10 protein-coding genes and 1 pseudogene are annotated in these 13,169 nt (G+C 37.8%); 7 read left to right on the top strand and 4 right to left on the bottom strand.

Annotation, left to right across the window (positions count from 1 at the left end):
- Window positions 1-146 precede the first annotated feature (146 nt).
- Window positions 147-563 carry a hypothetical protein gene (locus tag GSM42_RS00820; RefSeq protein WP_160799353.1) on the top strand — a complete coding sequence of 139 codons (417 nt, stop codon included), beginning with the start codon at window positions 147-149 and terminating at the stop codon, window positions 561-563.
- A 313-nt stretch (window positions 564-876) separates the two neighbouring features.
- On the opposite strand, the gene GSM42_RS00825 is transcribed toward GSM42_RS00820, so the two are convergent.
- Entirely contained in the window at window positions 877-1,728 is an 852-nt protein-coding gene (locus tag GSM42_RS00825) for an ATP-dependent DNA ligase (RefSeq protein WP_160799354.1), read from the bottom strand.
- Window positions 1,729-2,613: 885 nt separating this feature from the next.
- Between GSM42_RS00825 and GSM42_RS00830 the strand changes: the two genes are divergently transcribed.
- On the top strand, window positions 2,614-5,256 hold the full coding sequence (locus tag GSM42_RS00830) for a phosphoenolpyruvate synthase (protein WP_160799355.1): 2,643 nt from the start codon (window positions 2,614-2,616) through the stop codon (window positions 5,254-5,256).
- Between the two features lie 77 nt (window positions 5,257-5,333).
- Here the strand turns inward: GSM42_RS00830 and GSM42_RS00835 are convergent, their stop codons facing one another.
- The 3 genes from GSM42_RS00835 to GSM42_RS00840 all read right to left on the bottom strand — a co-directional run bounded on the left by GSM42_RS00835 (window position 5,334) and on the right by GSM42_RS00840 (window position 8,195).
- The gene (locus tag GSM42_RS00835; RefSeq protein WP_160799356.1) at window positions 5,334-6,287 is read right to left on the bottom strand and encodes a bile acid:sodium symporter family protein; all 954 of its coding nucleotides are present in this window, start codon (window positions 6,285-6,287) and stop codon (window positions 5,334-5,336) included.
- Window positions 6,288-6,491: 204 nt separating this feature from the next.
- The gene (locus GSM42_RS20895) at window positions 6,492-6,626 is read right to left on the bottom strand and encodes a hypothetical protein (protein WP_275402101.1); all 135 of its coding nucleotides are present in this window, start codon (window positions 6,624-6,626) and stop codon (window positions 6,492-6,494) included.
- Between the two features lie 1,290 nt (window positions 6,627-7,916).
- Window positions 7,917-8,195: a hypothetical protein gene (locus GSM42_RS00840; protein WP_160799357.1), complete on the bottom strand. Its 279-nt coding sequence runs from the start codon at window positions 8,193-8,195 to the stop codon at window positions 7,917-7,919.
- 190 nt (window positions 8,196-8,385) lie between these two features.
- Here GSM42_RS00840 and miaB point away from each other — a divergent pair, with 190 nt between their 5' ends.
- From miaB to GSM42_RS00865, 5 genes and pseudogenes are all read left to right on the top strand, one after another.
- Window positions 8,386-9,858, top strand: a complete 1,473-nt coding sequence (miaB, locus tag GSM42_RS00845; protein WP_237446410.1) for a tRNA (N6-isopentenyl adenosine(37)-C2)-methylthiotransferase MiaB — start codon at window positions 8,386-8,388, stop codon at window positions 9,856-9,858.
- A gap of 12 nt (window positions 9,859-9,870) precedes the next feature.
- Window positions 9,871-10,299, top strand: coding sequence for a YlbF/YmcA family competence regulator (locus tag GSM42_RS00850; protein WP_160799358.1), 429 nt, complete (start codon window positions 9,871-9,873; stop codon window positions 10,297-10,299).
- A 215-nt stretch (window positions 10,300-10,514) separates the two neighbouring features.
- Window positions 10,515-11,090, top strand: a complete 576-nt coding sequence (gene cotE, locus GSM42_RS00855; protein WP_160799359.1) for an outer spore coat protein CotE — start codon at window positions 10,515-10,517, stop codon at window positions 11,088-11,090.
- A gap of 131 nt (window positions 11,091-11,221) precedes the next feature.
- The gene (locus GSM42_RS00860; RefSeq protein WP_160799360.1) at window positions 11,222-12,565 is read left to right on the top strand and encodes a putative amidoligase domain-containing protein; all 1,344 of its coding nucleotides are present in this window, start codon (window positions 11,222-11,224) and stop codon (window positions 12,563-12,565) included.
- Window positions 12,566-12,685: 120 nt separating this feature from the next.
- Window positions 12,686-12,787: pseudogene (locus GSM42_RS00865) on the top strand (MutS N-terminal domain-containing protein); the annotation flags it as partial.
- Between the last annotated feature and the right edge of the window lie 382 nt (window positions 12,788-13,169).

Genomic DNA, 13,169 nt, shown 5'->3' on the forward strand with positions numbered 1-13,169 from the left:
TTATAATATAATCGATTTAATATTAGATTATTATTCTATTTCAATGTATAATACATTCTTAAGGAGATTGTGTCTCTCATCAATATCTATCTTATATTTTGCTTATTTTTTGTTAACGCTTACAATCAGTAGAGGAGGAAGACAGAATGAATCTTAAAAAGACTGTAATACCATTTCTTGTTTCACTTTTCACACTAGTGTTACCTTTTTCATCCGTATTTGCAGATTCTGCTGGATGGCAGGCAACGAACGTTTGGCAACAGCGGGTACATTGGAATTCCACTCTTGATTATTATATTACAAATGTAGATGATGCACCTGTCTCAGGAAATGTATTAGTGTGTCTTCGCTCTGGTGGGGGAACTTACTTCTATGTTAAGGAGTATGATCCAGACAATAAAGATGACCATATAACTTATGATTATCTTGAGCCTACTGATTATACCAATTCGACTCGTTGTAAAATGGTGGATATAAGTAGTTCTCAAGATGGATCTAATAATAAAGCGGAAATTTATGTTCAAACACTTAATAGTAACGCTGTATTTTCTATTTATGATTGATAACGAAACGACTTCTGATTTTTTCAGAGGTCGTTTTAATTCAGTACCATTGATCAGATGTTGTAACCGATTTTAGATTTCATTTAAAAATGAGGAGAATGTTTTATTATTACAGGATGTCTAAGTGCTATCATATTCTTTTTTGGATTCTTTGCCATTGTTGCCGTACTTTTTGGTGATGAATTACTGCCATTTTGGCTTAAGCCAGTATATCATTGGATTGAAGATATTATCCAATTGATACAATTGATATAAGTTAATCTTGAAAGAGCCAAATTTTTGCTTTCTTTGTTAAAGCAGGTTTTTGATTTATTCAAATGCAATATCTATGAAAACTTGGAGTCCTTATGTAACCATTCTTTGTTACACCTCGTGATTTTACTTCTATCATTAACTTGGGATCGAGATAGATCACATTCCTATCTTCCTCTAACTTCAATTGATTGACTAAACCCCATAATGCTTTACGCTCATTTGGAGGAAATGGAAATTCTACAGTCCCCGCTGATGCTCCATTAGGAAAAGATATGAGGATTTCATGTTTTCTTTTCTTGATTCCCGTTATAACTACTTGGTAGTATTGATAGTTAACTATTTTCAGCCAATCCCGAGAACGTTTACCTACCTGATAGCTTGAGTTTTTGCGTTTTACCACAATTCCTTCCAATGATTCTTGTTTAACTAGTTCAAACAGCTCTTCAGAATTATCTCCGTCTATCCATCGTACAAGTGAAATGTGATTATTCTCAGTGATGATATCGCTCAATATTTCTTTTCTCTCTACTAAGGGGAGGCTGTAAACCTCTTTGCCTTTATATCTGATTATGTCGAAAGCACAATACTGGATAGGTAATTGAGTTTTGAGGATGGCAGTTTTCTTAGTGTTGGATGTTTGAAACCGTTTGGAGACTGACTCGAAGCAAGGTTTACCTAGTTGATCAGTTACACATATTTCACCATCCAAAATGGTATTGGGAGGTAGTTTTATATCTAATAGTTCGGGAAATTGAGCATTACAATGTGTGTTGTGCCTTGAGTAAAGGTTTATTCTACCTCCAACAGTGGAGAGTATAAGTCTGATTCCATCTATTTTTAATTCACAGATATTGTCATGGTTGTTGAGTGGTTTGTCTGTTCTGTGGAGCAACATGGGAGAAATAAACATAATTATCACCTATACAAATTTTAACATTATGTATAGGTGATGTATTTAGTGGATTGTTACCAGATCACTTAAAATAAGATGAATCTAACAATTGAAGTAACCTTAAGATTATAGGTCATAGAGGTTAACTATCCAAAGTTTGATTGGGGAATTCTACAATAGTGGGGTTGTATTTATTTTTGAAGTTGCTGACAGCTCTCTCCAACTCATAGAAGCTGCTAAATCAAAATAATCTGGGATTTCCATAAAATCAGTAAACCCATATTCTCTGTACAAAACGCAATACTTTGTATTTTTCACTATCCTTCGTTAATTCCATTATAAAGGCTGCGCAATAATCTGACTTATTTAAAAGTTGAAAAGATGGAAAAATGTATACAGTAATATCTGTAACCCATTTCATATCAAATTTTTCTACCAGATCGACTGTAGTGACATATTGTTTTCTTTGTTCAGGAATATAATTGAGCAACCAAGGTAAGCCTTTAGCTTGATCATCATTATAAATTCCCATTTTAGATAGATTTAGCAAACTTGCATCTTTAGATAGAATTTCTAATGTATATCGAACTGCTAGATCTTCATAATCATTTCGTTTTTTGATAGGTGGTTGTTTTGGTTGGATATCAACAAGTTTATTATCTGTTGACTACAACCGGAAAAACTAACATCAAAAAATATAGTTCCCGTGTTTGTCGTGAATTTTAGTAATGGCGATGGTGTAGCACAAGTTGATATTTAGCAAATAGCAAAAATATATTCTTTGAAGTGGGGAACAAAAGAGGAAAAATAACTCATAAAGTGAGTACTCACTTTACTTTTTAAAAATTCAGCGTTACAGTATAGGTAAGATTTTTATTTTGCGTTTAAAAAGGGGATAGACAAATGGCTACCAATGTGTTGTTTTTTTCCCAGATCGATGCATCTCAGCTAGAAGATGTTGGCGGCAAAGGTGCCAACCTTGGTGAACTAAGCAAAGCAGGCTTTCCTGTACCAGATGGATTTTGTATTACAACTTGGGCTTACCAGTCCTTTATAAAAACAAGTTTAGAGATGGAACAACTGCTCACGGCATGTGCGAAAGTTGATTCTAACAACTTACAAGAGTTGAAGAATATAGGGCAACGAATTCGGGATCACATAGAAAATTTGCATATTCCAGAAGCGCTACAAAAAGAGATTGTTGATGCATGGGATTCTATTGGTAGATCTTATCATTATGCAGTCCGATCAAGTGCTACAGCCGAAGATTTGCCTACTGCTTCATTTGCAGGTCAACAAGATACTTATCTAAATGTCGTTGGAGAAAATAACCTTCTTGATGCTGTCCGCAGATGTTGGGCATCACTGTTTACAGATCGTGCCATTGCCTATCGGACAAAGAATAGTTTTGATCACCATTCTGTATTTTTATCTGTTGTTGTGCAGCGAATGGTGAATCCCAATATATCTGGGATTATGTTTACAGCTGATCCTATAAATGGAAATAGATTGGTAACGTCGATCGATGCCAGTTTTGGTTTAGGAGAAGCATTAGTATCAGGTCAAGTTACAGCTGATTTATATAAAGTGAAAAACAATGAGATGATCTCCAAGAAAATTTCTAACAAAAAAGTCATGATTGTTTCTTTAGAAGATGGTGGTACAGAGCAAAGAGAAATACCAGAAGAAAAACAAAATATGCAAGTACTGACGGATAAAGAAATTAAAGAACTAGCCGTATTGGGAAAACAAATAGAGAAGCATTTTGGGACTCCACAAGATATTGAGTTTTGCATAGAGGATGGGAAAATTTTTGTTGTACAGAGCAGACCTATTACTTCTCTTTATCCACTGCCAAAAATAGAACAAAAACCACTGCGAGTCCTTCTTTCCTTAGGTCATATACAGATGATGACTGATCCTATGAAACCTCTTGGATTATCTGTTTTTCGAACGCTTTTCCCCTTTGGAAAACCAGAAGATGGATTAGAAAGTACATATCTGTTACCTGCAGGGGGGAGGTTATTTGTTGATCCTTCTGACTTGTTGAGATTTAAGTTAGCTAGGAAGATTATCCCTAAGCTATTAGCAAACATGGAACCAAGAATTGGTTTAGCATTGCAAGAAGTAATTAATAAACCAGTTTTTACAAGCGTTCCTCCTGAAGCTGGTCTTGCCAAAACAGTTAGACACAATATTTCGCCAGTATTAAAAGAAGTTTATCAAAATCTCTTTCATCGTGATCCTAGTCAAGCAAGAGCTAAAGTAGAGAGCTATATGGAAAGAGAACAAAAGAAGTTGAAGAGCATTTTGCAAGAATCAAAAGGAGTAGAAAGGCTGCAAAAAGTGCAAGAATATTTGTCTACTTCTTTACTTGATATATTCCAAAATTTGTTTCCATTTATTGCTCCATTCATACTGATCACGATGCAGATGAAAAAATATTTAACTCGCTGGATTGGTAGCGATGAAGCGATTCAAACACTCAGTCAGTCGTTTGATGGTAATATTAGCAGTGAGATGGGGCTTGAAATAGGTGATTTGGCAGACTTATTAAGGGATTTACCAGATGTTGTCACATATTTACAGACTGCAAAAGACGAGACCTTTTTTGATGAATTGGATAAAGTGACAGGTGGGGATCAATTTCAACAGGCATTTGGTGTTTTCATAGCGAAGTATGGTAGAAGATGTCCAGGTGAGATTGATGTGACGAGACCTAGATGGAGAGAAAAACCGACTCTTTTAATTTCTCCTATACTCGGGCACATGCGCAGCGTAAAACGAGGTGAACATCGAAGAAAATTTGTAAAAGGTGCAGAAGATGCAAGAGCAACTGAAACACAAATCTTAAACCGGTTAAAAGGAAATCCGATTAAATATCGCATGATGAAGCGCATGATCTCGCTTTATCGAAATCTAGGTGCATTAAGGGAACATCATAAATATTTTCTTATTACCATATTGGATGAATGCAAAAAAGTAATGATGGAACAAGCAGATATATTGGTGCAAAATGGATGGTTAGCAGAGAAAGAAGATGTCTATTATTTATCATTATCGGAGTTGATTCAGGTTGCAAGAGGAAATGGTTTAGAAGATTTACCACAGATGTTGAAAGAACGCAAAGAAGCATATCAAGCACAACAAAAGTTACAGCCTCCACGGGTGATGACTAGTGAAGGAGAAATCATTACTCCTGCGGGAAGGGAAGGGAATTTCCCAAAAAACGCTATGATCGGAACGCCAGTATCCGCTGGGGTCGTAAAGGGGAAAGCCCGTATCGTACGCAAGCCTGAAGAAGCACAGCTGCATGAAGGGGAGATACTTGTTGCACCATTTACTGACCCTGGTTGGACACCTTTGTTTCAATCTGCCTTAGCGTTAGTAACAGAAGTAGGAGGGCTGATGACCCATGGATCAGTAGTGGCAAGAGAATATGGTATTCCTGCGGTTGTAGGTGTTGATGATGCTACAAAGATAATAAAAGATGGTCAGATGATTCAAGTTGATGGAACACTGGGATATGTAAAGGTTTTAGATTAGATAGTGATATTCATTTATGCAAAACAAAGCTGATTCGGACATTCTTCGAATCAGCTTTGTTGATGTGCTTAAATTTATCATTTTTCTTCTGTTTTCGGAGTTTTCTTCTCTCCAATGCGACTAAAAATAGAGGCAAGTGTGGAACCGGATAAGTTATGCCAAACACTAAAAATTGCACTTGGAACAGCAGCAAGTGGAGAAAAGTGTGCGGTAGCTATTGCTACTCCAAGACCAGAATTCTGCATCCCAACCTCCATTGCAACTGCTTTTTGCTTTGCTAAATCCATACCAAATAGACGAGCAAATAAAAATCCTAATAAGAAGCCTAAAAGATTATGCAGGATAACCACTGCAAAAATAAGTAACCCTGTGGTAGCTATTTTTTCCTGGCTTCCAGCGACAACACCACATACAATCATCACAATCGCGATTACAGAGACAAGTGGTAAAGCTTGTACTGCCGCTTTTGTTTGTCTTCCAAAAAGCTTTTTCACTATGAACCCAAGTGCTAGTGGAATAATAACTACTTGAATGATAGATAAGAATAAGGACCAAATATTGATATCCACCCATTTACTAGCCAACAATAAAATAAGTAAAGGTGTAACGATAGGAGCCAAAATAGTAGAAACAGATGCAATAGCTACAGCTAGTGGTACATCTCCCTTAGCTAAAAAGACCATTACATTGGAGGCGGTTCCGCTGGGACAGCATCCAACCAAAATGACACCTACGGCTATCTCTGGAGGCAAATTTAGTAGATTTGCCAATAAAAATGCAAGTAGCGGCATGACAAGATAGTGACCAATTACACCTAATGCTACATCTTTTGGACGTGTGAAAACCTCTTTAAAGTCTGATGGGGATATAGTAAGTCCCATTCCAAACATAACAATCCCTAGCAATGGAACAACATATGCTCCAATCCATGTAAAATGTTCTGGTGAGAAATATGCAATGACAGCAAACAAGAGTACCCAAAGTGTAAATGTTTTACCAGCAAATGAACTGATTTTTCCGATAAATTGCATGTAATATCCTCCCTCGTTTTAAGAGAGTATACTTGGAAATGTTACCTCTGTCTACAATGGGATATAAAATAAAATTTATTTAATAAATATTTTAGAAGATAAAGCTATTGGGATCATATGGATTATGCCGGTGTTATTTAAAATGACATCAGGTAAGGGTGAAGATTTATTTCAACCACTACTTGATGATCAGACCCTAATTTTTTACTTCGTATGATCTCTACGGGTTGATGGTGCATGTTGCAGGTTGAAACGGCTGTTTTCCGATAAATGAATGCCTTGGATGTCCTTATATCGGCTATTTTGTACCAATTGATATAGATGTTCTACTATACCCATGACTATCCTCCTATTGACATCCTGAGAAGGCTTTGTCTGTTTTGTAATAAACTTCACCATGCGGATAGCTTGGATATCTTTATAGCTATTTGCTTCTGCCAATCGTTCAAGATGGATGAAGATAGTTCTAGCAATCCTGACATTTACCAAAAGGTAAGGTTTTTCTGATTAAGAAAGTAGAGGATAATGGTAGAGAAGTATTCTTTACCAATGTTTCTTGTAAAATCAATGTCCCTGATAATCTCCCGATTGTCAGTGGGAAGGTTGAGGACCGCCGTCAGCTTTCTAAAGGGAAGTGAAAAGGCTCATTGTGACAGACATCTTCTTCCTGAATTTCAAATCAGATACGGAGGAAACTCTGTTCACCTTTGTGTTTGATGAGGATGGACGTCTTGAAAAGTATTACGGTAAAAACATGTAATCCCTCTATGCAAGACTCTTGAAGTAGCATAGAACACTCTACCTTGTACTGGTTACAAGGTAGGCAAAATAATTCATACTTATTCTTCAATAACTATCTTGCCAGATCGTTAGAAATACAAATAAAACTTACAGCAGTATAGTTAAGTCTTTGGAAAGCTTTGAACCCTCCCTCCACCTGCGCTAACGCTTAGAAGTGGGGGATAGGTTCCGCTTGCTTTCGAAAGAAACGTTGAAAAGCATCATCGAGATTCTGTAAAGAGGATTGCAACGCACTGATAAACCTTTTAGAAATCCGTGACTTCATAGGTGTTCTCCTCTCAAAATGGATGACACCTTTTTAGGAAGCGTGTATATTTTCTTTTTCTTGTTAATCTTTCCGACATACAGACGAGAAGATACTGGGAAGGAAGAGGCGCCATAATCACCGATAGGTCCAAAAGGAGTAAGCATTGTTCTCCTTATTAGATGCTTGAACAGTTTCATTTTATTATTTATTTCCCTTTGTAACCATAAAAATAGAAAGTTTTTGCAATCCAATCTGTTTTCATAAAATTTGTTGATGACAAAGTCAGCTCAGATTTGCCATTGGTTTTGTGGATCCAATAATCTTATAAAAAAATACTATTATAACTATGTTAAAATTCGATTTTCTTATAAATGTAATAGGAATTCATTGTAGAATGATTATACTAAAAATGGCTCGGCCTCTGGTCTGTATGATCACAGATCAGAGGCCTTTGCCAAACCAAAAGTGCCCTATGGTCAGAACAACCTTGTGATCCGCCCCTTTCGATTGAAGTAGACGAAGCGTCCTCCCAAGAGCTGAACAGGTAGAGACGGATATTTCCGTTATCCAGCATTTGGAATTCAGCTAATGCTACATTTATCTTGGATCAGGCGACCACGCTTTATGGTTACTCCGAGAACCTTTTTCGGAGCCATCTGAATGCGGAAGGTAACACCAGCAGGCGCTCTGTCAGCAGTCACACCGCCATCAAACTCGATGGAACTGATCCGATCTTCCCGATTTTTGAAAAACAGCCAACCCTGACCATTGTCAAAGTGAAACTTGGACTGTGCGAAGAAACCAGGCAGACTCTCTTCGAGATCCAACTTGAGCTCAGCGATAATGAGTTCTGTACTCATGAGAAGCCGTCTCGATTGAACTTAAATTAATTATAACAATGAATTATTTCAAATAGCATTAAATTTTAATGTAAACAAGTCTGCAATTCAAACGATTTGATGAAAACGTCTATTTCAGATATAATAGTCAAGTTACAAGGCAGATAATTATTAGGATTATAGATATTCCAGATAGAGAGGGTGGAACCTGTTGAGTGGAAAAGATTACAGCAAATATTTTACAGCTCCTGATTTAAAGGAAGCGAAAAAACGAGGCAAAGAAGATATTCAAGTGCTGCAATTCGATCAAATACCAGAAGAAATGCAAGGTGTTGGAGCGGGAAAGAAGTACATGATTGAGACATATGGTTGCCAGATGAATGTACATGATAGTGAAACCATTGCTGGTATACTGGAACAAATGGCCTATACTCGTACCGAGTCCCATCAAGATGCTGATATCATCTTATTGAATACTTGTGCTATCCGTGAAAATGCGGAAGATAAAGTCTTTGGTCATATCGGCAGTTTGAAAGCATTAAAAACAGAAAAACCTAATCTGGTTTTAGGTGTTTGTGGATGTATGTCCCAAGAGGAGTCTGTTGTTTCGCGAATTCTGCAAAAGCATCAACATGTAGACCTAATTTTTGGTACGCATAATATTCACCGTTTACCCCACCTGTTGTTCAATGCATTGATGTCCAAGGAAATGGTGGTTGAAGTTTGGTCCAAAGAAGGCGACGTTGTAGAGAATATGCCAAAAGTGCGGGCGGATGGACTACGAGCATGGGTCAACATCATGTATGGCTGCGATAAGTTTTGTACGTATTGCATTGTGCCATATACTCGAGGTAAGGAACGCAGCCGTCGGCCAGAAGATGTGTTAAATGAAATTCGTGATCTTGCACGCCAAGGATATCAAGAGATTACTTTGCTTGGACAAAATGTGAATGCTTATGGTAAAGATTTCAGTAATATCACCTACTTATTTGGTGATTTAATGGATGATGTACGCAAGATCGGAATTCCAAGGGTCCGTTTTACAACGAGTCACCCAAGGGATTTTGATGATCATCTCATTGAAGTTCTCGCTAAAAAGGGAAATTTAGTGGAGCATATCCATTTACCTGTTCAATCTGGCAGCAGTGAAGTGTTAAAATTAATGGCGAGAAAATACGATAGAGAGCGTTATTTAGAATTGGTTGCGAAATTGAAAAAGGCAATCCCAGATGTAGTACTAACAACCGATATTATTGTCGGTTTTCCAGGAGAAACCGATGAGCAATTTGCAGAAACACTCTCCTTGGTTAAAGAAGTCGAATACGATATGGCATTTACGTTTATTTATTCTCCAAGAGATGGCACTCCAGCAGCAAAAATGCAAGATGATGTCCCAATGGAAGTGAAGAAACGTCGTTTAGCCAAATTAAATGATGTACTCAATGAGATCAGCAAAAAGAAAAATTCTATCTTACAGGGACAAGTTGTTGAAGTTTTGGTTGAAGGAGAAAGTAAGAAAAATCCAGATGTACTTTCAGGTAGAACAAGAACAAATAAACTAGTCAACTTTGTGGGACCGAAACATTTGATTGGTAAAATGGTCTATGTTTCGATTGAAAAAGCTCAAACATGGACACTGAAAGGCAAATGGGTGGAAGAAGTATCGAAATCTCCAGTAGCTTAGGATGGTGATCGTATGTTTCAACATCAAGTATTGCAGCTTGCTTCTCAATTCGCTGATAAAGTACGCAACAGTTCCGAAGTAGAGCGATTTCATTTAGCTGAACAACAAGTAAATAAGAGTCAATCCGTGCAAAGTTTGATTGAGACTATAAAAAAGAAACAAAAAGAATTAGTACATGCAAAGCATTTCAAGAAAGAAATGTACAAAAAGCAAGTGGAAAAAGAACTAGACGAATTGAATTATAAGTTAGATCATATGCCGATCGTTTTAGAGTATCAGCAACGACAGGTAGAAATGAATGAGATGCTGCAAACAATTCAAGAAGTAATAGCACAAACCGTTTCCAAGAAATTAGAAGTCGAGACTGGTGGAGAAATAGCAAGTGGTTGTGGAAGTGGCGGAGCTTGTGGTTGTGGGAATAAACATAAAAAAACAGGGTAACAAGAGAAAACAGGTAGGGTTCTTCCTACCTGTTTTTTGTTGATGAAATAAGCTTATTTATTTATTTGTATCATTTTTTCATTTCTTTTGCGTAATACATGATATAAGATCAAAATCATTTGTACGGCTTTCTAAAAAAGTCATGGGTTTTTAGCACCCGAGGCAGATGCCCTGCATACACTGGTTTTGAACGACCGTTGGAGGAGGGAATTTAGGTGCCAAATACAGATAGAGCAGTTGAATATCGTCAGGTGATAACGAAAGCAGTATGTGGAAAGGGACGTAAATTTTCACATGTAACCCATTCCATTGAGACACCTGATCATGTACACAATGTTTTAGGTGCATGGGTGATTAATCACCAGTTTGAATCCGCAAAGGTAGGGGAAGCAGTCGAAGTACAAGGCAGTTATGATATTAACATATGGTACTCGACCAAAGGCAATACCAAAACAGATGTTATGAAAGAAACGGTAAGATATGTGGAGCAAGTACCATTGAGTTATTTTGATCCACATACAAGAGAATTAAGTGTGTCTGTAAGTGCTGCAGCGACACAATCTCCAAATTGTGTAGAAGCGTCTATTTCTTCCAGTCATGATGCTGTAGTGGTAAGAGTAGAAAAAGAGTTTGTGGTAGAACTTGTTGGTGAAACAAAAGTAACCGTTGCTTGTTATCCAGCAGAATATGCAGACATCGATGACAAAGATTTTGTTTTTCAATCTCAGAATGATGAAGACGGATTTGAAGAACTTGATCCAGATCTCATCATTGATGATTTAGAAGATTAAGCCCCAAAAAAGTTTCCCTTTTTTGGGGTACCAGAGAAGGCGGAGGAATGGAGCCTTCTTTTCTTTTTGATAACGTAATTACTCGTTGCTACATAAGATAGAGGTAGTGGCAAAGAGAGGGGGGAAGGTTGATGAATGCCGATACCCTACGGACGAAAAAAGAAGAAATCCAAGGGACTTCTATCGTTGATCAAGCAGGTAAATTAAAAGCTGCTATTGAGCTAAACAAAAATATTATTTTAAATCCTGCGCCTCAAGTAGAACAAGTAGCAGATGATACAACGAGAAAACGTATCTTGAGAGCTCATGGTATCGCAGTGCAGGATCAAAGTTTTGCCATACGGCAATATATTGTATATGTATTTCAAACCAAAGTTTTGTTTTTATATCGGGCGAAAACACAGGGTCAATGGCTGCAAAAAAGATCAGCAAATATGAGTTATCAACGTGTATATGCGGATGACAAATCTAAAGAAGTACAGCATGTGAAAGACATAGCAGTTCGATCGGTCTATGCTTTGGGGCTTGATTATGCTGTCGTTATTTGTGGTGTTGTTTCTGGAAAAAATATCGTGATCAGAAAAGTAAATCCAACTCCAAAGTTAAATCAACTGATGCAAGAGGAGTACGAAAAAGCATTCCGACAATCTCGAGAAAAACAGCAAATAAAAATATCAGCAGACAGGCTAATGATTGGCGCAGATCCAGAGTTCGTCATGCGGTCGAATAAAGGAAATCTCCTCTTAGCTTCTAAGTATTTCCCTATTCATGGAAAAGTAGGTTGTGATGCTATTTGGTTGGGGCAAAATCGTTCCCATAAACCTCTGGTAGAGGTCAGACCAGCACCCTCTTCTGATCCACGTGTTCTTGTTGGGCGTATCTACCATTGTCTCACATACGCAGCGAAGAAAGTGGCTCATGTACCATGTAGTTGGTTGGCAGGTGGTATGCCTCATAATGGTTTTCCGATTGGTGGACACATTCATTTTAGTGGGATTGAACCTACATTTGGAATTCTTCGTGCTCTCGATAACTATCTTACTCTGCCATTAATGATGGCTGAAGATGAAAAAGGAGTCCTTAGAAGACCGAAGTATGGATACTTAGGTGATTTCCGGGTCAAAAATCATGGTGGTTTTGAGTATCGAACTCCACCTAGTTGGTTGGTCTCTCCCACACTGACCAAGGGTGTTTTGGCTGCTGCAAAGTTAATAGTTTTAAATCATCATAAGTTAAAACTAAATCCCTTAAACGATCCTGATTTGCAAATTGCTTACTACAAGGGAGATAAAGATTCCTTTACATTTTGGATCTTATTGTTGTGTCAAGAGTTGGAAGATTTGGATGACTACGATCAGTATGAAAAATATTTGGACCCTTATTTTGAATATTTGAAAAGCGGAAAGACATGGGATGAGACGCGTGATTTCCGCCGAGCTTGGAGGTTGCCGCCTTTTCGTGAAAGGAATAGGTAAACCTGGTATAGTTCCTTGGTGCGATGGCATGCATCAAGGGATTTTGTCTTTTTTCACAACCAACGATTCATCATTTTTATGGTACACTAGAGAAAAATTTGGTTTTTGGAGGAAGTACGATTGGCTAGATACACACCCATGATCGAACAATATCTTTCGATTAAAGAACAATACAAGGATGCGTTTTTGTTTTTTCGTTTAGGTGATTTTTATGAGATGTTTGTGCGCCCGTAAGGGCATCTAATGAATCTGCCTCTTGCAAGGTAGTAGGTAAAGGACGTAACTAAAGCCTATCGTCAACCAGCTTATCCTAAAGGGAAACCTGAGGGGGAGTGTAGCATGCTGGTAAAGTCACAAGTCACCAAGCTACCACGGTGCGACTGAGTGGCAAGACGAAACGGTTGCAGACAAGGATGAAGGCTATACTGCTTGAAGGACAGCCTGAGAGGTTGTAGCATAAGCTATGGCGAAAGGTAGCTAGAAACGCCATATAACCGGTGGAGAATCGTATAAAAACATTACGGTATCTCGAACAGCGAGAGGGTCAGGGGTAATAACTACTCTCGTAACGTCCCACGGTTGCTCGCTCCCAATAAGGGATGAA

It is taken from the genome of Shimazuella alba (assembly GCF_009831235.1).
In the GTDB taxonomy this organism is placed as follows: domain Bacteria; phylum Bacillota; class Bacilli; order Thermoactinomycetales; family Thermoactinomycetaceae; genus Shimazuella; species Shimazuella alba.